This is a genomic window from Rapidithrix thailandica (assembly GCF_039710355.1).
Lineage (GTDB): Bacteria > Bacteroidota > Bacteroidia > Cytophagales > Flammeovirgaceae > Rapidithrix > Rapidithrix thailandica.
In genome coordinates, this window is sequence record NZ_JBDKWZ010000001.1 from 150,259 (window position 1) to 173,284 (window position 23,026).

The following is a 23,026-nucleotide window of genomic DNA, read 5'->3' on the forward strand; positions in this document are numbered from 1 at the left end:
TCTATTCAAACCAAAAGGTCTATCCACCATGAAAAAGAGTTGTATCTCTATTTTATTCATAATGATGTTTGTGGTTACTTACGCACAAGAAGGATCCACCGCTTGGGGTGATGGAAAAATTACGTTAGTCAATGGTATAACATTGAAAGGAAAAATTTCTGTCGCTCATGAGTTTTCGCAAGATTTGGTATTGGTACATCGAGAGGGGAAATGGGAAACCTATGCTTCCCATCAAGTCAACTACTTTGAGTTTTGGGATCAAAAGCAAGGGGGCTTACGCAAGTTCTTTGCCCTGCCGCATCAAGATAAGGAAGGAAGCCCGGGAAAAGCCTTCTTTGAGTTATTGACCGATGGAGAGAACTTGACTTTATTGGCCCGGAGAACCATAGAGGAGATTCAACCGGTAAAGCTCCGTTCCAAACTGAAACAGGACTTATTGTCCGAAGCACCTGTGTCCGTACCCTTGAAAGAAAATACGGAGCAATGGTATCGCTTTTTAAAGATTGTAAAAGACGACTCCAAATTGAAAGCCTTTGAAGTCAAAATATTTGAATCGTTGTACTTTATCGATGCTTTGGGAAGGCTGAGGCGCTACACTTACGATCACTCAAGAAAGCTACTTTCGACAAATTATACTAAATTTGAAAAAAAACTTTTTTACGAACTCACGCTAGATAAAAAGCTGGAAATCCAAGAATATATCAAAGATCATAAATTTGATATCAAGCATAAAAAGGATTTGATTCAGGTGATTGACTATTACAACCGGATCAAAGCTTTTGACAATGGATTATCCCAGGAGAAAATATTTTGATTTTTGTCCGAAAGCCGCAAAGTATTTTACATAAGGCGCACCAAATGATTAAGGTTATTCATTACATAGTTGATATTCTGTAACTTTTGTGCTGACTATCAAAACTTCGGTGCCCCACTTGTAAAGCTTTGCGGCTTTTGGATTACTTTTTCAAATGCACAAACCGCTCCTGATCAATCCAGATTTTCTTTTCGATGATGGTAGAGGCTTTGGCGAAATGCTCTTGTTTAAAGGCCAGGTCAAGTGTATTTTCATCTATCAGCCGGGCGAAGGATTCGCGTTCTTTCAACGCCTTGAGGTATTGAATGACATTGGCGGGGTAATAAACCATAGGCTTGGCTAAAAAACGATGAATAACCGACTGGTGCAGGAAACCATCGTGAGGAATATCCCGGACTTGTTTTTGGTACAAAAGGCTGTCTTCTATATGCATGGTGGCTTCCGGATCAGGGTGTAAATTTGTCCGGATGAAGTCTTGGAGATTTTGTTGTCGGAAGGCAATCCCCGGGTTCTCCTGTTCCGTATCTTTTCTGTCCAGTTGATGATGAAGGAGGTAGTCCAGCAAAAATTTAAGCGTAATGTCGGATAGCGCTTTTTCTGCATAGCCTCCACCGATATCGGCATGAATACCGGGAAACCATATCTGAGTAATTCTGTCTTTGTTTTCCAGATCCGGGCTCATTAAGGTGGGCTGGAAAGCATCCCGTTGGTCATCTACCGAAAGCATATGTAATGCTTGTTCTATATTGGGAGAGATGGTCAGGTTTTTAAAAAGGTTGATCCGTTGAAAAGGAATGCCGAAAAGGTTTTTAGGAATGCCAAAAGCAGCTACCGTATCCCATACGGCTAGAAGTTTTACTGGGGCAGCTTGTTCGGAAGCAAGCCGCTTTTTGAATGAAAAAAAGCGAAAGGGCAGGTAATTAACCATGTCTTTCATCAACCCTTGTTTGCCGAGTTGGTACAAACGGATATGGTTGCAAAGCATCCGGGCAATGGCAGCTCCCCGGCTAAAACCGAATACATAGATAGAGTCACCTTCATGATACAGCCGGGCCAAGTCGTAAAAGGCCTCATTTCGAATTTTATTAGCTCCATGTCCTAACAAGCCGCCGACTAAGCGTCCCCAAAAGCCATGTTCTGCCGGGTTACCCACCCCGTTGTAATACAAGGCTACTTGTCGGGTTTCCCCTTTTGCATTGTCGAAGCGTTTGAACCCGTCTGCTTTCAGGTTTTGCTTTGTTGCTGCAAGTTGATAGGCATGTAAGTCAGCCTCGGGTGAAGAGGGCGTAGAAGGTGGGTTCCAGGCTAATAAGTTGAAAAAACGATAGACATTGGTATTGGCCAATACGCCTTTTTCATCTTTTTGCCCGGCATAATTCCAGGTGCCGTCAATGCAAATGACAATGCTCTTTCGGGGAACACTCATAGTTCATTTAGTTAATTGTATGAATTGCTATATAAACCTAAGATTATTTTGTGAACTTTAAAAAGGCAGTGAAAAGTTTTGAGAGAGTAGGAGTTGTCTACGATTTGAAGCTCTTTAAGCTTATGTACTTTGAAAAATCTGGTATTATTCACGGTAATCCTCAATATTATACTACCGCAATGCTCAAAAAAGTGTTGGACCCATCCATTGATAAGAGTTGTAAAATGAAACTGCTCACAAAGTCAAAAGAACAAAAAATGCCACGAAGGCTCTAAGATACAAAGAGTCGTAAGTAGTTGAACTGTAATGAGTTATTTCTTTGCGAATTTTAGAGTCTTTGTAACTATATATCTTTTACTAGACAGCCTTAATGCTGTGAAGTAACAGACTATGAGATTGATTCTACAACAGAAAAACCAGGTCATTACTCAAATTCTTTGTAGTTTTATTGCTCTCCTGCCAGAGGTGTAATGACATTTCGGAAATGTTTGCGATATCCGAAATGAAAAATGTACCCTTACGGGTATAAATACCAATGTTATTTTAGTATTTGTACCCGTACAGGTATAAAATATATTTTTTTTGTATATTTATACCCGTACAGGTATAAATAAGTATGGATAATCTTAAATTAAGCCAATTTGTAAAGTCAAAAAGAAAAGGCTTGGGGCTAACTCAAGAAGACCTTTCCCTTAAAGCTGGAGTGGGTCTCCGGTTTGTTCGAGAACTTGAAAGAGGAAAATCTACATTGCAAATGGATAAAGTAAATCAAGTTTTACAGCTTTTTGGTTATGAGTTAGGGCCTATTCCTATGGATAGAAATGAACTGATAAATGAAGCAGGCTAAAGTATATATGTATTCGGACTGGGCAGGGGTATTGATTGAAGATGAAGAAGGGTACCATTTTCAATATGAGCAGGCATATTTACATAAAAAAAATGCTGAACCTATAAGTCTTACTTTACCCCTCAGCCATGAAACATATCATTGCAATGTGTTATTTTCTTTTTTTGATGGCTTAATACCAGAAGGCTGGTTGCTTGATATTGCAGAGAAAAACTGGAAATTTGATATTAGGGATAGAATGGGTATTCTCTTGGTTACTTGTCAGGATTGTATAGGAGCAGTATCTATTGAGCCAATTGCATGATTTATGAATGAAAATAGATGTCTTTATTGTTACAAGGAGTTTTCAGAAGATCAGGAGAAAAAGCCTGAAAGTAGTTTAGGTTATCATTCCCGATGTAGTAAAAAGATTTTTGGTAGCGAAATACCTCCGGAATTGACATATTCCGAAGAGGATATGTTCGAGTTAGCAGAAAGTATAATTAAGAGTCATAAAACGGTGACTGGAGTCCAACCCAAACTGTCTTTGGGGATTGATAAAACTGCTGATCGTACGGTTCCCAGTCGGTTTACAATTGTGGGTTTGTGGGGAGAGTATATTTTGAAGCCGCCAACAAAATCCTATAGAAGTCTCCCAGAACTGGAGGATTTGACAATGCATCTTGCCACAATTGCAAAGATTAAGACTGTTGACCATTCTCTTATTTTTCTGAAATCCGGAAAACTCGCATATATTACCAAAAGGGTAGATCGAAAAAAAGGGAAGAAAGTACATATGGAGGATATGTGCCAACTTACGGAAAGGCTAACAGAACATAAATACAAAGGTTCTTATGAACAAATTGCCAAAGCAATTTTAAAATATGCAGCCAATCCTGGACTGGATGTAATAAACTTTTATGAACTAGTTATCTTTTGTTTTTTAACTGGAAATAATGACATGCATCTTAAAAATTTCTCCCTTTTAAAGGATGAACAACTTAGCTATCATCTGTGTCCAGCTTATGATTTGATAGCTTCAGAATTGGTTGTTGAAGGGGATGATGAAGAGCTTGCTTTAACCCTGAATGGCAAAAAGAAAAAACTTAAAAGAAAGGATTTTGTAAAGGCAATGGAACGTGCAGGTATTAATGCTAAAGTGATGAGTAACTTATTCAATAAGTTTAACAAACTCATTCCTAAGTGGCATTCTTTTATTGATCAAAGCTTTTTGTCTGATGATTTGAAAAAGTCATATTGTCAATTGATTGAGGAAAAAGCCCTTCAAATTGAAATTAACAAAAGAGGTGTTGAGTGAGACTCTAATACTATATTCAAAAAAATAAACAGGTATTAAACTTAATCCCTCCTCTCCCTTTTCTATTTTGATTCTACAACAGAAAAACCAGGTCATTACTCAAATTCTTTGTAGTTTTATCAGCTAAGATCATTTCTTTTCAGAATTTAACGAATGAAATTATATGTATTCTTTTGCCCTGTTTTTGGTGTTAAGTTGTACTATGTTGATCGCAGATGTGCAAGGTCAGTCAATGGAAAAAGTCTTTGTTGTGAATGAAAATACCGACATCCCCAAAACCTTTGCCGAGCGGTTTTTGCCGATGTGGCAAAGGGCCAAAACCTATACTTTGGATGTAGCGGAAGCTATGCCCGGGGAGCAATACAATTACCGGCCTGCCGAAGGGGTGATGACGTTTCAAGAACATTTGTTGCACTTGGTGAAGAATTTTGCCGCTCTTCAAGCTTATGTATCCGGTGACCGGGACACTCCTCTGCATCACTTGCCTTTGGAAAATTTGAATAAAAGAGAAACGATCGAAGCGGTTACCCAGGCCTTTGATTTTGTAACGGCACTTATTGAAAAAACTCCGGACAATGAACTCAAAGAAAAGGTGGATGATTTTTTTGCAAAAGAGGCTTATATGGATAAACAAGGTATCTTTGAACTCATGCGCAACCATTGTACCCACCACAGGGGGGCATTGGTCATCTATTTGCGTATGCATGGTGTCCAGCCTCCAAGGTATAAGGGTTGGTGATAGCAATGAATGGCAGAGGTAAGGTAGGTTTCTTCCCCATTCCTTCAATCCTTAGAACGCTTCCGCTTCCAGGTAAATGCGTTGTAGGGCTTTTTCCCGGATGACTTCTTGCACCCTGCGGTTTTGAATTTTGCTTTCCAACCAGGAGATGATGTCAAAATAAATAAAGGGGCGTTTATCAAACTTGCTTTTTGTCAGGGGAATCAACTGCTCTCTGAGTTGTTGAAAGTGACGGATCAGCTCCTCCTGAGTCATGTTTTTATTAAGGTGTTTGAGGAAATTCAAAATGTATTTTTGATAAAAATGCAAATCGTCTTTCTTTAATAAAAAGCGGTAAGTTGACCGGATGTAGTATTCGATTACATCCATGTTGTCCAGTTCATAATGACTGACCAGGTTCAGAATACGGGCAAAGCAGTGGATGTCTTCCCGGATATCAATTTCGGGGGTGTTGATGATTTTATTCAGCCAGAAGACTACTTCCCGGTGGTGATCGCTACCAAAGTATAAACAAGCAATTTTATAATACATAATCAAGCGGGAGTGCCTGTCCAGTTGGTTGATATAGACTTCCAGATTGCTTTTGATTTTGTTCATCAAAGCTACCCCCTTGTCAAAATCACCCAGCATAAAATAGCGGTTAAATTCATGCACATAGGTGTATTTAAAAAGCTTTACCTGAATGTTTTCGTTGAGTGTAACTTTCGGTAATCGTTTGATGGCTTTGAGTTTTTTGTTGGTATCGACAAATTCATAATACTTCCAAAGCCTGTACTGGGCGATCATCAGGTTATTAATGCCTTTAATATAGAGGGAGAGGTGCGAGATGATCAGATCTTGGGTTTGTCCGTAAAGGGCCACCCATTTTTTAGCGTAATGATAGCCTTGTTCAAAATCCTGAAGGAAGAAATAATATCCTACCAGTAAATCGTATAAATGCAGTTTTTCCGTAAAAGAAAGTTGTTCTTCGCTATACTCGGGAAGTTCTGTCTGAAAGATCCTCTGTACCCGCTCGTATTCTGACTTGTTGCGGATATAGCCCACTTTTAAATAATACGAATTCAGCTTTACAGCCAGGTTGGAAAAGCTATTGATAGTATTGATTCGCTGGTTGACATCATTGACCTCTTCAATGATTTTATTCACCCTTTTTTGATTGTCTTTGGCGATGGTATGCCCTAAAACTTTTTTTTCCCATTTCAGGATTTCCAGCAAGAGTTCCAGGTTGTCATTGCGTATTGCCCGCTTTTTGGCTTTTTTCAAGATTTGTACACACTGTTCGTACAGGCAACGATTGTACAAAATCTCTGCATAGTTGACCAGCTCCCGGATTTCAATGTCCGGAACTTTCGCCTCATGGTACATCTTCAGGCAATGCAAAATCTTCAGGTACAGATGCGCTTTTAAGTTAGAGAGCTGTTCTTTTTTGATAGAAGGCTCTTGTAGTAGCAGGCTTTCTTCGCTGAGTACAGTTTGCTTGTCGAGCAACTCAAAAAGCCGCAAAAACTTAGGGTCTTTGCTTTTGTCTTCGTACCCAATTGTCAACTTAAAATAGCGCTTCTCACTTTTTTTCAAGGATTTAATGAGGTGAAAAAGCGCATCGGATCTCTCTTTAGCCATCGTAATTATTCACAATTAATAATTCGAATATATTCAAATATACAAAGAGTATACAGGATATTTACCTTTTTAGAAGTCGTAAAATTACTTTTTTTTAGTTTTTGAATCCGCTTGCCGCCAACTAGTTTTAAATCATCATTTCAACAGAATGTTTAAATAAAAATCAGTTTTTCACATGGATAAGGTCTTTATTTTTGACACTACATTACGGGACGGAGAGCAAGTGCCGGGCTGCCGCTTAAATACGCAACAGAAATTAATTATCGCGGAAGCTCTGGAGAACCTAGGTGTAGATATTATCGAAGCCGGTTTCCCGATTTCCAGCCCGGGAGATTTCGAATCTGTAGTGGAAATATCCAAACTCGTAAAAAACACCACCGTTTGCGGACTGACCCGTGCGGTAGAAAAAGATATAGAAGTGGCTGCCGAAGCCCTGAAATATGCCAAAAGACCTCGTATCCATACCGGGCTGGGAACCTCTGATCCTCACGTATTCACTAAATTGAGAATGACACGGGAGCAAGTGATTGAAAGAGGAGTAGCTGCGGTAAAATACGCTAAGAAATTTGTAGAAGATGTGGAGTTTTATGCCGAAGATGCCGGACGTACCGACAATGAATATTTGGCACAAGTAGTAGAGGCGGTGATTGCGGCCGGGGCTACCGTGGTGAATATTCCGGATACCACAGGGTATTGTATTCCCGAAGAATACGGATTGAAAATCAAATATTTGAAAGAAAACGTAAAAGGCATCGAGAAGGCCATTATTTCCACGCATTGTCATAACGATCTTGGTATGGCTACCGCCAACTCCATTATGGGGGTGAAAAACGGAGCCCGCCAAGTAGAATGTACCATTAATGGTATTGGAGAAAGAGCCGGAAACACTTCTTTGGAAGAGGTGGTGATGGCCCTGCGGAAACATAAGTGGTTGGACTTTGATACAGCCATTGACTCGAAAAAGATCTACTCTATTAGCCAACTGGTGTCAACTACCATGCGGATGCCTGTGCAACCTAACAAAGCAATTGTGGGAAGTAATGCTTTTGCGCACTCCTCGGGTATTCATCAGGACGGTTTCTTAAAGAATAAAGATAATTATGAAATTATTTCTCCGGACGAAGTAGGGGTAGACCAATCGTCTATTGTATTGACTGCCCGTAGTGGAAGAGCTGCCTTGAACTTCCGTTTGAAAAACTTAGGGGCAGACCTTGAAAAAGAGGTGTTGGACAAAGTCTATGAGAAATTCTTAGAAAAGGCAGATAATCTATCGGTAGTGGAAGATGAACATTTGAAAGAAATACTGGACAGTATTTCCATGGATGTAGCATAACCTCTATTTGATAGTTTTTCCCTTCATACAGATGTGTTTTATTGGAAAGAGACCCTGATTAAGGGTCTTTTTTTTGGTTTCCTTTTAACAAAACAGCCCATGGTATCAATGATGGGCTGTTTTGTTAAGTGCTTCTGTTACTTTTTATCAGTTTCGTGTCAAACTACAGATTTGTACTGTACTTCGTACAATTGGGCGTACAGACCCTCTTGTTCCAACAGTGACTCGTGCGTACCGGCTTCTTTGATTTCTCCTTTGTCCAATACCAGAATTTTATCTGCTTTTTGAATGGTGGCCAAGCGGTGGGCAATGACGATAGAGGTACGGCCTTTCATCAGTTTTTCCATCGCTGCCTGAATCATTTCTTCGGTTTCGGTATCGACCGAAGAGGTGGCTTCATCCAGCACGATGATTTTCGGATCGTATACCAAGGCTCTGACAAAGGAAATCATTTGCCGTTGCCCAACGGACAAGGTGGCTCCCCGTTCCATTACGTTGTATTGGAAGCCCCCGGGTAGCTTTTCGATAAATTGCAAAGCCCCTACATATTCCGCAGCTTCTCTTACCTTCTCATGAGAAATGTCTTTGTTGCCCAAAGTGATGTTTTGCTCAATGGTATCGGAAAATAAAAATACATCTTGCAGCACTACCCCAATGTGCTTTCTTAGGTTGGGAAGGTTGTAGTCCGTAAGTGGAATATCATCCACAAAGATTTGGCCCTTGTTGATTTCATAAAACCGGCTAAGCAAGTTGATCACGGAAGACTTTCCGGCTCCGGTGGCGCCAACCAACGCGAGGGTTTCTCCTTGCTTTACCTCAAAGTTGATGTCTTTCAGCACGTAGTCATCTTCCTTGTAGGCAAACCAGATATTGTCAAATTGCACTTTCCCGAGGATATTTTTGGGAGAATAAATCCCGTTGTCCTGAATATGTTCGTGATTGTCAAGCAAGTTCAGAATACGGTTTGAGCTCACAATGCCCAATTGCAAAGTATTGAAGCGGTCGGCAATCATTCTCAAAGGTCTGAAAAACAAGCTGATGTACATGATAAAGGCAATCAGATCACCCAAAGAGATGGTATCTTGAATCACTCCCCGGGCACCATACCATACCAATAAACCTGTGGCCGAAGCCGCGATAACCTCTGCCACCGGGAAGTATATGGAATAGTAGTTTACCGTTTGTAAGTTGGCTTGTAAATGTTCCTTGTTGATTTTTTTGAATTTGGCATATTCCTTCTCTTCGCTGTTGAAAATCTGTACAATGTTCATTCCGGTGATATGTTCTTGCACAAAGGTGTTGAGGTTCGAGACGGCATTCCGCACTTTGCTAAAGGCCTTTTTAATTTTTTCTTTGAAAATATAAGTCGCCAGCAGCATTATAGGGAAGGTGGCTAAGCTGACCAAGGCCAGTTTCCAGTTGATAATCAACATAAACCCCAAGATAAACACCAACTGAAGCAAATCGCCAATAATGGCAGCAAGGCCGTTGGTAAAAATCTCCAGAAGGGTTTCTGTGTCCGAGACCACACGGGTTACCAGTTTTCCAATGGGGGTATTGTCAAAAAACTGCAAACGCAGGCGCTGGATATGTTGGTACAGTTGGTTGCGGATGTCCCGGACTATATATTGCCCCAGCCAACCGGACAAGTACGTGTGAAAATATTGTACAATTGCCTGTAGTACGGCTATCCCGAACAGCAGGCTTACCATCATGGTAAGGCCTTCCATATTCCCTACCGCGATATAATTATCTATGGTCAGTTTGATCAGGTAAGGCTGGGTAGGGGCCAGAGCACCTAGAAAAATGGTGAGAAATACCAAAAAGAAAAAACGCCCCCGGTACGGTTTTACAAAGGCAAAAATTCTTTTCAGTATTCGAAAATCAAATACATTTCCTTTGAGTTCTTTATCAGATTCCATAATGTAATGTTATTTTCTGATCCCTGAAGGGAATATCTTTTGGTCAAATGTTTGGTCTCCCGGTGGTAACCTACAGGAGGTTATCCATGTTTTTTCCAGGTAATGAACCGCCTGGAAATGTTTGGAAAGAAGCGAGTAATATTCCTGTAACTACCGACAGGAACCTTGATCTTACAAAGGTATTCGTTTGAACCGGAAATTCTTGTTAAGAAAAGTTTAAATTGAGCTCCTGAAGTAGAATATTCTTCTATAGATTTGTACGGGATGAATTTTGAAAAGGCCAGAAGCTAAATAGTATGAAGGGGCAAGCATGAAAACCGCTTGAAATCAGTATATAACAACACATATAAATCATCAGTATTCTGTGCCTTGGCGTTGACCAAGATTCATGAAATTGTTTTTAGTAATTTACCTTAACCGAGTTTAAATGTCACAAGGAAATTCAAAAGAGCAGGTGAAATCCTCATCAGTCTCTGTATTTGAAGAGCTTCACAACATGGGGCATGAACAAGTAGTTTATTGCCATGATGAAGAATCAGGTTTAAAAGCGATTATTGGCGTCCACAATACCGTTTTAGGTCCTGGATTGGGTGGGTTGCGAATGTGGCCTTACCAAGATGAACAGGCTGCGTTGACGGATGTACTGCGTCTGTCACGGGGAATGACTTTTAAAAATTCCATTGCAGGCTTGAACCTCGGTGGGGCAAAAGCGGTCATTATCGGGGATGCACGCACGCAAAAAACCGAAGCGTTGTTGAGGGCGTTTGGCAAATTTGTGGAAAACCTGAACGGGAAATACATCACTGCTGAAGACGTAGGGATGAATTCGAGCGACATGGAAACCATTTCGATGGAGACCCAATATGTGAGCGGCATGCCCGAGTACCGGGGTGGCCTGGGAGACCCTTCGCCATTTACCGCTTATGGCACTTATGTGTCCATGAAAGCTGCCGCCAAAAAAGCTTTTGGCTCGGATAGTCTGGAAGGCAAACGCGTGGCTGTACAGGGGTGTGGAAATGTCGGGCAATACATCATCGGTCACCTGATCAAAGAAAATTGTAAAGTATATGTATGTGATGTCTTTGAAGACCGCTTGAAGCAAGTGACATCCAAATACGATGTGACAGTGGTGAACCCGGAGGAAATCTACGACCTGGACGTGGATATTTATGCGCCTTGTGCATTAGGGGCTACCGTCAACGATGATACCCTGAGACGCTTGAAAAGTCCGGTGATTGTGGGTTGTGCTAACAACCAACTGAAGGATGAAAAAATCCATGGGGATGCCTGTATCCAAAAAGGGATTATCTATGCTCCTGACTTTTTGGTGAATTCAGGTGGAGTCATCAACGTATATGCGGAAGTGATCAAAGCCAATACCGACTGGACACAAGGGCATGTAGAGAAGATTTATGACAAAACGCTTGACGTATTGAATATCTCGCTTGCGCAACAGCGCAATGCCCAGGAGGTTGCTATGGAAATCGCTCAAAAGCGAATCGATGATATTGCCAAAGTAAAGGTGAAATATTAAGCTTTTTATACTCCCCCTCTTTCTACAACCAAGGAGGGGGATTTTTCTCTGCATCTACTTTATTTGCAAATGCATTAACCTTGAGCTTTGAAGTAAAAATACCGCTGTTTGAAGGGCCGTTTGACCTGCTTTTGTTCTTTATCCGGAGAGATGAGCTGGATATTCACGATATTCCGATTTCTACAATTACCCGGGATTTTTTAGCCTATATCGAGCAATTGGAACAAATGAACCTTGAGGTGGCCAGTGAGTTTATACTGGTGGCTGCTACCTTGATGCGGATCAAAGCCAAGATGTTGCTGCCCCGGGTAGATGTAGACGAAGAGGGAAACGAAATTGACCCCCGGGAGGAACTGGTCAAACATCTATTGGAATACAAGAAATACAAATCGGTGCTGGAGGTATTGGAAGGTTGGGAAGAGGGAATGTTGCAACGGAAGAAACGGGGAAATGCCTTGAAAGAGATAAAAAAGATCTCGGAACACAACGGGGTGGAAGTAGAGTTGCAAAACCTGGATTTGTATAAGTTGCTAAACGTTTATCAAAAACTTTTGGGCCGGTATAAAACTGAGAACGCCCGCCCCCGTCATCAGGTAATTCAGTATCCCTACAAAGTAGAAGAACAGAAAAAATACATTCTCAAAAAACTGCTGACCCAAGAGAGAGTGGCTTTTACGGAGCTTATCGATGAGATTCCCGAAAAAATTGCGATTATTTTTAATTTTCTTTCTGTATTGGAATTGATGACTGTCAACAAAATTACTCTTGTGGTGGGAGAGGGGTATAATAACTTTTGGATCAGTGCCGGATCGCAGTTTTTAGGAGAGAAAGAAGCTAGCGATAGTGAACGGCCCGGAGAGTAAATAGTGTAGCTCAGGTTGAGAGCTTTACCTCCTTTGATTTTTTTAAGTACACAGCTTCAATACCTTACTCGTATTGACCGCAACGGTTTTTGTTTCGTAGAGGGAATTCTCTGTCAATAGCCCCCCTTGGCCCCATTCTTTGACAAAAATCAGTTTTTTTAGCCATACGCCTTTTTGGATAATTGAGCTTCCTGTTCTAGTTTAGCATTAATTTAAAATTGATCTAAATAAGATGTGTAAATAAAATGATAGTACAACGGAATTTGAGTGAGCTACAAGAAGGTGAGAGTAGCAAGGTGAGCGGTTTTGTCGACCAGGAGATTGCTGTCAAACTCCTGGAAATGGGATTGTTGCCAGGCTGCAGTATTAAGTTGCTCCGGACGGCTCCTTTTGGATGTCCCCTGTATTTAAAAGTGAACCAGAATTACCTGGCATTGAGAAGAAAAGAAGCTGCTAACATAATCCTTGAATAAGTTGGAAATCAGTACATCATCTAAGCAAATCAATATTTCCCTGATCGGGAATCCCAATTCCGGTAAAACTTCGGTTTTTAACCGTTTGACAGGTTTAAATCAACGCGTAGGGAATTTTCCTGGCGTTACCGTAGATAAAAAATCCGCTTCATTGCATCTGAGTGATGGCCGGAAAGCAACCTTGATCGACCTTCCGGGAACGTACAGTTTGTACCCTACTTCTATGGACGAGCGGGTGGTATTGGACGTGTTGTTGGATACCAAAAGTAAATATTATCCGGAAGTAGTGGTTTGTGTGGTCGATGCCACGAATCTCGAAAGGCATTTATTGCTTCTTTCTCAAGTGAAAGATTTGGGTATTCCGGTAGTGCTGGGGTTAAATATGGTGGACCTGGCCGATAAAAACGGGGTAGAGGTAGACCTTGCATTTTTGCAAAAAAGCCTTCAAGTTCCGGTAGTCAAAATCAACGGAAGAACCGGAAAAGGAATTTCGGAATTACTTGACAAAGTAGAGGACGTTCTTTATCAACCTTCACAGGAATTTATGCCCTTGGACGCATTGGCATCTCCGGTTATTGAAGAGGTGAAAAAGAGCATGTTGGTGAAGAATGACTATCAGGCCTTGCTACTGGCACATCACCATCAAAGGTTGCATTACCTCACAGAGGCGGAAAAGCAACAATTGATACAAACTACAGAGAAACATGCTTTTCAAAGTATCCGCTTGCAAGTGGAGGAAACCATGCAGCGGTATGCTAAAATCACCCCAATGGTGGAGCTGGCATTGAAGAAAAGCATGTCTGCTGAGGAAGATACTTTTACAGATAAATTAGACAAAGTCCTCACTCACAAATTATGGGGTTCGCTTATCTTCTTTTCAATATTGTTTGTCGTTTTCCAAGCCATTTTTGCATGGGCTGAATACCCGATGAACCTTATTGATGATATTTTTTCTGCTTTAAGCGCTTATTTTACTTCCGTACTGCCGGAGGGTGTAGTGGCCAGCTTGCTTACGGAAGGGATTATTCCCGGTATTGGAGGAGTGGTCATTTTTATTCCCCAGATTGCTATTTTATTCGGGTTTATAGCGCTGTTGGAAGAAGTGGGCTATATGGCCAGAGCGGTATTCCTTTCGGATAATCTGATGCGTAAATTCGGCTTGAACGGAAGAAGTATGGTTTCCCTCTTTTCCGGGGCGGCTTGTGCAATTCCGGCAGTAATGTCTACCCGTACCATCAGTAATTGGAAAGAGCGATTGATTACGATTTTCGTTACCCCCTTTATCAGTTGTTCGGCCCGTATTCCCGTATACACGGTTTTAGTCGCCTTTGTAGTGCCTGCCGAAAAGTTTTGGGGAGTGTTTGAACTGCAAGGTTTGGTGGTATTGGGCTTGTATATCCTGGGAGTGGTAGGGGCATTGGGTTCAGCCTATGTGATGAAAAAAATCTTAAAAACCGGAGAGTCCAGCTTTTTTGTAATGGAATTGCCGGTGTATAAAACCCCGCAATGGAAGAATACATTGATCACGATCTGGGAAAAGGTGAAAACCTTTGTAGTAGAAGCCGGTAAGGTTATTTTGGTGATCTCGATTGTCTTATGGGTGTTGGCTACTTACGGCCCGGGCGATGCTATGGACAAAGTAGCCGAGCAGGTAAAAGCTCATCCGGAATATTCACAATTACCCAAAGAGGAATTGGATAACCTGATTGCGTCCAAGCAACTGGAAGTATCCTATGCCGGTATTTTTGGAAAAGCGATTGAGCCGGCCATCAAACCGCTGGGCTATGATTGGAAAATGGGGATTGCTCTATTGACCTCTTTTGCCGCCCGGGAGGTGTTTGTAGGTACTATGGCGACCATTTATAGTATCGGGAGCGAAGAGGAAGACCGGGTGATTGAAAAGATCCGTAAAGAACGCAATCCTGAAACCGGAGAGCTGGTGTACAACGCGGCCACTGCAATGTCACTACTGGTTTTTTATGTATTTGCGATGCAGTGTATGAGTACTTTGGCCGTGGTGCAACGGGAAACCAAAAGCTGGGCATGGCCTGCTTTGCAATTGGTGTATATGACCGCTGTGGCTTACCTGTCAGCCTTATTAACATTTAATATTATGAGTTAAGCTGGAAGCAATACATAGATTTTAAGTAGGAGGGCTTTGTCATGATTTTTCATGCAAAGCCCTCTTTTTAATTTGTGATCATGAACCTATTATTTTTGAAGTGCAGCCCTGTGTCAATGCGAGCGAATATTGCGATACGATGCCTCATAATAATGAAATTTCCTCTCTCTTTGATATGTCGCTTGCCCTTTCTTTTCTCAATAGGAAAAGTGAGAAAAGAAAACATCTCCTTACCTGATTATAAGGGATGGCTTGCCCAACACTTGGTTTTATTTGTGTTTGTTTTTTGGCTTCTTCCTTTTAGAATCTTCTAAAAGACATATACTTTTAATAATATTCTTTATTTGATATTAAGTTTTTCATTTTTATAATTTTATTACTTGTTTATTTTTTGCTTTTTGCATTAACAAATATTCAAAATGGAAGTTTCCGCTATCTCAAAATAGTACCGTATACTTGCTTAAATATTCCCCTTCTGATAGTCTCTTGGTATGAGATACGTCTATTGAAACCGCTGGATATTGTGAGGTGATTTCTGCGGGATTGTTATCTGTATATGAGTTTTAAGAAATAAAATTGCCTTTAAAATGCTTTTATAGCAGGGTTACCTTATGGGTTTGTAGCCCACTAAAAGTTGTGTAAAAGGTAAACCTTTCTTTTGGAAGGGATGGTTTGAGCGGTTGGTATTAACGATTTATAACAACAAATTTCTTCCTTAAGAATAGATATAAGTGAATCAGATTAGTAATTTTATTGTATATAAAAAATATTCTTTTGTTGTAAAACTTACATAAGTACTTTACAGTAAGCTAATTCTTATAACTTAGCAAAGAATGTCGGTCTGTTTCATAGGGTTATGAATCATGATCATGCCTTCAAGAATAACTTAAAACGGCTTTTTGAGCTGCTTTTTCGGTTGTGCCAAGGCTGCAACAAGTAAAAATCAATTACTTTCAAGTTAGTACAAAACTAAGTTTGAATGAAGCATCCATTACCTACACTTAGACATACACTTGGCCAAGGCCTTCTTTTACGTCTTGGCTTGTTATGGAGTTTATGGATATTATTTTCCTCCTTTCGGGTGCTGGCCCAGCCTGTGGTTCTTCAGGTGCAATTGTATCAGCCGGAAAATGCGATTACCAATGCAGAGCAAGTCGTGTTTTTAGTGGAGTTTAATGAAGAAGTAAAAGGGGTGGAAATAGTTGATTTTGGTTTGGCGCTTTCGGGTTCTGTCACGGGAGTGATCCACCAGGTGGAGGCTGATCCGGCTTCCAATACTGCCGCTCCTGACGATACTTATTCTAAATACATGGTGACGGTTCGGAATATCAATGGCAACGGAGAGCTGGGGCTGACTTTTAGTGGTACGGTGCAGGACGATAGCGGGAATGACCGGCCGGGCAATATCGCTAATAATGAAAAATATACCATTGATAACGAGGCGCCTGTAATCGTATGCCCGCAGGATATTGTGGTTTCTTTGCTCAGTGGTTGCGAAACCAATGTGCAAATTCCGGATCCGGTTTCGGTGACGGACAATGTGTCTGCTGAAGGGGATATCCAGGTTGAGTTGTCTCCACTGTTAGGGCTGTTTCCTATCGGGATTACCTTACTTACTTATACTGCTACGGATGAAGCTGGTAACCAAAGTTCTTGTCAGTTTAATGTAGAAGTTACTTTGCAAGGGATGCGGTTAGAAGGCCCTTCGAATGTATCAAGCTGTGAGGGAGAAGTGGTGGAATTTCACGTTCAGGTAGTTGGAGGAGGGCAACCCCTGACCTATCAATGGAAAAAAGACGGCGTTGATTTAACGGATGCCGGGAAAATATCCGGAACTACCAGTGATAAACTGGTGATTGATGGAGTTGCCCCTGAAGATGTAGGTGAGTATAGTGTGCTGGTGAAGGATGCCTGTGGTAACGAAGAGAGCAGTAATGCTAACTTGGAAGTGCTACCGGCCATCACGTTTTCCCAACAACCCGTAGAGCAGAGTGCCTGTGAAGGGGAAAATGTACAACTATCAGCAGAATTGTCCCGTACGGGGAGTTATGATTTGGTATGGTTTAAGGATGGCATAGCCCTGACAAATAGTGGAAAGTTTACAGGGGTGAACACCACCAATTTACAAATAGCCAATATAAGCCCTGCGGAACAAGGGGAGTATACATTGCAGGTAACCAACGAGTGTAACAAATTACTTGTCAGTGAGAAGGCTTTGGTGATTGTCCACCCATTACCCACAGCAGCCCTTGCTTCTTCAGGGAATGTATGTGAGGGAGCGCAAGCCAATGTCACTGTGGACTTGACAGGAGAAGCTCCTTTTGAACTGGAATATCAATTGAATGGGGAGAACCCGGTGACAGAAACAGTCAATGGAACCCGCTTCGAAAAGGTATTTGATCAAATTGGGGAATATACGTTTACGCTGCTTAAAGTCACCTCTCAACCTACGAATTGCGCTATACAGCCCAATGAACAAGTGCGATTTTCCCTATTCAACAAACCTTCGGCCGTGCTCAGTACCGTAGCCGGGAAAAACGAATACTGTGAAGGTGAAACCGCCCAAGTGCAAGTAGATATCCAAGGGGATGCTCCTTTTGATTTTACACTTCAGTATATAGATGAACTGGGGGGAGTGCAGGAGATCACAGAGACCAATTACACACAAAATACATATGTCTATCAGGTGACTAAGGCAGGGAACCATTCGGTTTCATTGTTAGACTTGAAAAATTCACAAACTACCTGTGAAGCTTCCGAGTTGGGTGATACACAGAATATAACAATTCATGCATTGCCTTCCGGCCAATTGAGCGGTGGAGGCACCATCTGTGAAGGAGGTATTGCAGAACTTGTGGTGGACCTGCAAGGCACAGCGCCATTTGAATATACCTATACAATTGATGGGGTTCCCTCTACCAAGATGACGAATTCCTCCCAGGATATTCTGCGTGTACAAGACCCGGGAACGTATAAATTAATGCGTGTAAAAGACCGTTCGGGTTGTGAAAATACCAATATATCCGGTGAAGTGTCGGTGGAAACCGTACCTCTGCCCAAAGGAGTGATCCGGCTTCCCAATAATAAAAATGAAATTGCCATTTGTGAAGGCGAATCTATTGACTTGGCTATAGACCTGGAAGGTACGGCCCCTTTTGATTTTACTTATAGTGTTAACGGAGCGCTTCAGGAAGTCAACAACTGGCAAAGTAATACGTACACCTTTACTACTTCGGAAGCCGGTGCATACCGGCTGGAGAGCTTGAGAGATCACTTGAGTTTGAATGCCGGAAATGGTTGCCAGGGGGTAAACCTGGGGGAAGAAGTAAGTATCACTTTAAGTCCATTGCCTTCCGTTTCTTTGACAGCACTTAAACCTTCTGTATGTACCGGTGAGACGGCAGAGGTGCAGTTTGACTTTGCAGGTGCCGGAGCGGTGGATTTTACCTATACAGTGGGCAATGCTTCCTTTGTAGTTCAGGCCCATCCCACAAACCAGCCTTTTATCGTAAGTGTGACGGAGGTAGGTACTCATACGATTCGCCTTACTCAACTCTCATACTCTTCTTCTGGCTGTCAGGCACTTGATTTGGGAGAAAGTGAAGAAGTAAATGTATATGCCTTGCCCACAGCTACTGCCTCTTTAGGAGGTAATCAACAAGTCTGTTTTGGAGAAAAGGCATTGGTGCAGTTCTCTTTTGCAGGGGTCGGACCGTTTGATTTTACCTATAAAGATGAGGAGGGAAACCAGCAAAGTGTCACCAATCACCCGGCAGGGCAAGTGTATTCGGTAGAAGCGACTGCTGTAGGTGTTCATAAATATGCCATTATACAATTGACCGATAAGGGAAGTGGTTGTGTAGGGCTGGATTTGGGTGAAGAAGCAGAAGTTGAAGTATTGGCACTTCCTACGGCTTCTTTTTCCGGGGATATTACCATTTGTGAAGGGAGTGATGGCGAATTAGAGGTATTACTCACAGGAGCTGCTCCTTGGCAAATTGAATATTCCGATGGGAATTCCAACTTTACGGTTTCTTCATTTACCGAACAAAAAATCATTAAAGTTACCAAAGCAGGAGCATATGAACTCATATCGGTAAAAGATGCCAATTGTGAAGGAGAGCTGCAAAACCGTTTTGCCCAAGTGACTGAAAACCCCCTGCCTACAGCTACGATCCGTGGAGGAGGAAATGTGTGTGAAGCGGGAAGTCAATCTACGGTTCCGGTATTCATCGATTTAACAGCCGGTACCGCTCCTTGGTCAGTGGTGTATACCGATGGGAATGGCAATACTTTTACAGTAGATAATTTAAACAGCCCGGAATATTCGTTTGAGACTTCAATTCCCGGGTCGTATACCATTGTCAGTGTATCGGATGCTACAACTTGTACCGGAAAGGGCAGTGGAGTAGCCCAAGTACTTGCTCAAGATGTAGAACCTCCTACCTTGATTAATTGTCCGCAGGATATTGCTATAACTACTAATACAGATGCTTGTGGAGCTGTGATCTCCATACCTGCGCCTCGTTTCGGTGTGGATTACAATGATAATTGTTCTGCCATCATGACTCATAATTCTCCTTATGGCACAGATGCAATGGATGCCAGCGGTGAATATCCGGTGGGTGTAACCGACATTACATGGCAAGTGACCGATGGGGTAAATCCTCCGGTTACTTGCACACAGACGATTACGGTAAGCGATAATCAGCGTCCGGTAATGTTGCAATGTTTGGAAAACATTGAGGCAGAGGTAGATGATGGTACTTGTATTGCTACCCTCACCCTTCCGGTGCCGGAATTAGGCATTCATTTTACAGATAATTGTACGGATGGTCTCAATATTTCACATAATTCACCCTATGCTGTTCACCCCACGGATGCCAGTGGGCAATATCCGGCAGGCACCACACAAATTACCTGGACAGTAGAGGATGCTTCAGGGAATACTACCCAGTGTGTACAGACAATTGAAATTAACTACGAACCGGTTGCTGTGATCCGGCATCCTGAAAATGTGGAAGTATGTGAGAGCTCGGAGGCAATGTATACAGTCAGTGTTGCAGGTACCGGACCCTTTGCCTACCAATGGAAAAAAGACGGCAATCCAATGAGTAACTCTTCCAGGGTTTCAGGGGTGAATAGCGATACCTTATGGGTGAGAGGGATTACGTTGACAGATGCCGCTCTTTATACGGTAGAAGTGACGGATATATGCGGCAATACGGTTGAAAGCCAGGAAGCCGAATTAAATATCAATGCCTTGCCCACTGCCAAGCCTGTATTGGGAGTGGGAGCGGCTTTAGATGTGTGTTTGGGCGAAGGTATTATTTCGATGGTATTGACAGGGGCCGGCCCGGATGAGTCCTTTAAGATTTTTAAAGATGGGGCGCTGACAGAAGAAGTGCCTTACACTCATGACCCTTTAAACAACCGCTACTCTATCGATCCGGATATTTTAGGATTGGGCAACGGGTCGTTTCATATTGTGGTTTACAACACCATTACCCAATGTATCGGAAGTCAGGTGTTGGAAGGTAATATTTTGAATTACTCAGTGAATTTACCAACGGAAGGAGGAGAGTTTGAACAAGGAAATTTCCTGCAATTTTGTGGAGATAATACAGGAGGCTCTTTAACACTGATCAATTCAAACGGTAGTGTCAAACAGTGGGAAAGCAGTACGGATAATTTTCAAACGTTTACTAACTTATTCAATACGGGTTCGGTTACCTATAATTTCGGCCCGGTTACCCAAACGACTTCTTACCGGGTAAAGGTACAGTCGGGTAATTGTGAAGCGAAGTACTCGGACATCATTACCATAGAGGTTTCTCCGGTTACTCAAGGCGGAACCTTGGGAGCGGACCGGGATGTTTGTCCCGGAACCACCGAGACACTTACCCTGGAAAATTACGAAGGAGCTATTTTGCGCTGGGAAAGCAGTACGGATGGTTTTGCCTCGGACATTACTTTTATTGATAAACAAAGTACTACCCTGGAAGTACCACCGCTCACTCAAAAAATATCGTACCGGGCACTGGTTCAATCCGGTATATGCAACCCGGAGTTTTCCGACCCTGTCACGCTTGCTCTGCAAGACCTCAATGTCGGAGGTACATTAGGCAATGATTTTATTATCTGTCAAGGTGAAAACGCCACACTGGAACTAAGAGGGCATACCGGTGAAATACTCCGTTGGGAAGCCAGTACGGATAATTTTGTCAATGATATCCGGGATGTAGGCAATGCCAATACAGAGAAATATGAGATTGTCAACCATACTGTGACCACTTATTACCGGGTCTTAGTAATGGCTCCGGCTGGTTGTGACGTGTATTCGGCTACAGTAAAAGCCGGTGTGTATGAATTGCCTACAGCAAAATTTGTGGGTGGTATGACTGCGTGTACCGATGGAGCAACCCCGGTGTCGCTGGATGTGGAGCTTACTGGTACCGGCCCATGGCAGTTTTCTTATACAAATGGCAAAAATACCCAAAGTGTAGTTGCCAATGCTTCACCTTATAGTATTACTACCATTACCCCCGGAACGTATGAAATTTTAGATGTAAAGGATCAACACTGTGAGGGGATTGAATTAGGAGAGCCGGTGAGTTTAACATTAAATCCCTTGCCGACTGCCGGTATTACCATTGATGGACAGAAAGAAATTACGACCTGTTACAACGAGACGGTTCGAGTAGAAATTACTTTGACAGGGCAAGCGCCTTGGGAGTTGAGTTATTTCGATGGAGAATTGGAACAAACGCTGACCGTGAATACCAATACCTTCTTCTTTAACCCTACCCAAGCGGGTACTTTCCGGGTAACGGCCTTAAAAGATGCCAATGGCTGTAACGCATTGGAATTGGGTGGTTCCGTGAAGTTGAATCATCTGCCGGCCTCGGATGCCCGCTTCCAAGTGATAGGCGATTCGAGAATTTGTGTGGATGGTAGCAGTCCTACACAGTTACAGTTAAACTTATCAGGGGTGGCCCCTTGGGAAGTGACCTACACCGACGGAACGCAGGAAAATACCTTGAAAACCAGTCAGAAAAATACGGTTTTTGAAGTAAATACCCCGGGTGAATACAAAGTTATACGCCTTGTGGATGGCAATGGGTGTATCATCACTCAATTTGAGGAGGAGCCTGTAAGTATAGAACAATTGCCCCTTCCCGCATTTACCGCAGGGAACGACCGGTTTATCTGTTTTGCCAATAATGGCACCTTTCAATTGGAAGGGACTATACCAACCGGTTATTCCGGTAATTGGACAATGGAAGTTGTAGAAGGAGGAAACGGATTGACGATTCAACAACCTCAAAACCCTACCAGTGAGGTGTCCGGGCTGAGTGAAGGAACCTATGTATTCACATGGTCGATTACGAATGGCATCTGTTCCGCTTCGGATGAAGTGTTGATAGACGTTGTGCCGGAGCCTTCCGAAGCTGTGGCGCATATCCTGACGGAGGAAGGTCCTGTCAAGGAAATGGATTTGAGAGGAGAAGTGATGATACAGGTAGAAGCTGAAATCCCCGAAAATGGTAAAGGCTACTGGACGGCCGATCAAAGCGGAGTTGTGTTTGACAACCCGGAAGCTCCGTCTACGATGGTGACTCTTGTGAACGGAGAGAATACCTTGTATTGGACCGTAGCCCTGGACGGGGGCTCTTGTGAAAGCTCGGTAGACGTATTGAAAATTTATGTGACAGACCTGGTTCCGGTGAATGTGTTTACTCCTAATGGCGATGGGACAAACGACACGTTTGTGATCATGGGTTTATTAAACCCCCGCTATGCACAGAATGAACTGGTAGTGTACAACCGGTGGGGGAGTGAAGTGTATCGCTCTTCCGGCTATCAGAACGATTGGAACGGGCGAAATACCAATGGGAAGATCATGGAATCGGATACTTATTTCTATGTGTTGCAACTGCCTGGCGGAAGAAAATTTAAAGGAACAGTCTTACTGAAAAAGGACTAAGTGAATAGGTGGGGAAACGGAAAGCCTTGTTCTTGACGGTCAATTGCTT

General features: G+C 42.4%; 14 protein-coding genes. 11 read left to right on the forward strand and 3 right to left on the reverse strand.

All coding sequences use genetic code 11. The annotated features are described in order from the left end of the window. Positions 1-28 precede the first annotated feature (28 nt). Positions 29-814, forward strand: coding sequence for a hypothetical protein (locus AAG747_RS00485; RefSeq protein ID WP_346819149.1), 786 nt, complete (start codon positions 29-31; stop codon positions 812-814). A 142-nt stretch (positions 815-956) separates the two neighbouring features. Here AAG747_RS00485 and AAG747_RS00490 read toward each other — a convergent pair whose 3' ends face one another. Then, positions 957-2,240, reverse strand: a complete 1,284-nt coding sequence (locus AAG747_RS00490; RefSeq protein ID WP_346819150.1) for a phospholipase effector Tle1 domain-containing protein — start codon at positions 2,238-2,240, stop codon at positions 957-959. 616 nt (positions 2,241-2,856) lie between these two features. Between AAG747_RS00490 and AAG747_RS00495 the strand changes: the two genes are divergently transcribed. The 4 genes from AAG747_RS00495 (at position 2,857) to AAG747_RS00510 (ending at position 5,123) form a co-directional block, all read left to right on the forward strand. Then, positions 2,857-3,087: a helix-turn-helix transcriptional regulator gene (locus tag AAG747_RS00495; RefSeq protein ID WP_346819151.1), complete on the forward strand. Its 231-nt coding sequence runs from the start codon at positions 2,857-2,859 to the stop codon at positions 3,085-3,087. Further along, on the forward strand, positions 3,074-3,391 hold the full coding sequence (locus tag AAG747_RS00500; RefSeq protein WP_346819152.1) for a HipA N-terminal domain-containing protein: 318 nt from the start codon (positions 3,074-3,076) through the stop codon (positions 3,389-3,391). The genes AAG747_RS00495 and AAG747_RS00500 overlap by 14 nt, the downstream gene beginning before the upstream one ends. 3 nt (positions 3,392-3,394) lie before the next feature. Further along, positions 3,395-4,384, forward strand: a complete 990-nt coding sequence (locus tag AAG747_RS00505; protein ID WP_346819153.1) for a HipA domain-containing protein — start codon at positions 3,395-3,397, stop codon at positions 4,382-4,384. A 163-nt stretch (positions 4,385-4,547) separates the two neighbouring features. Further along, complete coding sequence (locus AAG747_RS00510; protein WP_346819154.1) at positions 4,548-5,123, forward strand: DinB family protein; 576 nt, start codon at positions 4,548-4,550, stop codon at positions 5,121-5,123. Between the two features lie 51 nt (positions 5,124-5,174). Here AAG747_RS00510 and AAG747_RS00515 read toward each other — a convergent pair whose 3' ends face one another. Continuing rightward, complete coding sequence (locus AAG747_RS00515) at positions 5,175-6,743, reverse strand: hypothetical protein (RefSeq protein ID WP_346819155.1); 1,569 nt, start codon at positions 6,741-6,743, stop codon at positions 5,175-5,177. 175 nt (positions 6,744-6,918) lie between these two features. On the opposite strand from AAG747_RS00515, the gene AAG747_RS00520 reads away from it, so the two are divergent. Continuing rightward, the gene (locus AAG747_RS00520; protein WP_346819156.1) at positions 6,919-8,076 is read left to right on the forward strand and encodes a 2-isopropylmalate synthase; all 1,158 of its coding nucleotides are present in this window, start codon (positions 6,919-6,921) and stop codon (positions 8,074-8,076) included. Positions 8,077-8,234: 158 nt separating this feature from the next. On the opposite strand, the gene AAG747_RS00525 is transcribed toward AAG747_RS00520, so the two are convergent. Further along, on the reverse strand, positions 8,235-9,998 hold the full coding sequence (locus AAG747_RS00525) for an ABC transporter ATP-binding protein (protein WP_346819157.1): 1,764 nt from the start codon (positions 9,996-9,998) through the stop codon (positions 8,235-8,237). Positions 9,999-10,425: 427 nt separating this feature from the next. Here AAG747_RS00525 and AAG747_RS00530 point away from each other — a divergent pair, with 427 nt between their 5' ends. The 5 genes from AAG747_RS00530 (at position 10,426) to AAG747_RS00550 (ending at position 22,977) form a co-directional block, all read left to right on the forward strand. Then, on the forward strand, positions 10,426-11,532 hold the full coding sequence (locus tag AAG747_RS00530) for a Glu/Leu/Phe/Val dehydrogenase dimerization domain-containing protein (protein ID WP_346819158.1): 1,107 nt from the start codon (positions 10,426-10,428) through the stop codon (positions 11,530-11,532). 80 nt (positions 11,533-11,612) lie between these two features. Next, on the forward strand, positions 11,613-12,395 hold the full coding sequence (locus tag AAG747_RS00535) for a segregation and condensation protein A (RefSeq protein WP_346819159.1): 783 nt from the start codon (positions 11,613-11,615) through the stop codon (positions 12,393-12,395). 245 nt (positions 12,396-12,640) lie between these two features. Then, the gene (locus AAG747_RS00540; protein WP_346819160.1) at positions 12,641-12,868 is read left to right on the forward strand and encodes a FeoA family protein; all 228 of its coding nucleotides are present in this window, start codon (positions 12,641-12,643) and stop codon (positions 12,866-12,868) included. Continuing rightward, positions 12,861-14,990 carry a ferrous iron transport protein B gene (feoB, locus tag AAG747_RS00545; protein ID WP_346819161.1) on the forward strand — a complete coding sequence of 710 codons (2,130 nt, stop codon included), beginning with the start codon at positions 12,861-12,863 and terminating at the stop codon, positions 14,988-14,990. Before AAG747_RS00540 ends, feoB begins: the two co-directional genes overlap by 8 nt. Before the next feature lie 979 nt (positions 14,991-15,969). Then, positions 15,970-22,977 carry an immunoglobulin domain-containing protein gene (locus tag AAG747_RS00550; protein ID WP_346819162.1) on the forward strand — a complete coding sequence of 2,336 codons (7,008 nt, stop codon included), beginning with the start codon at positions 15,970-15,972 and terminating at the stop codon, positions 22,975-22,977. Positions 22,978-23,026 lie beyond the last annotated feature (49 nt).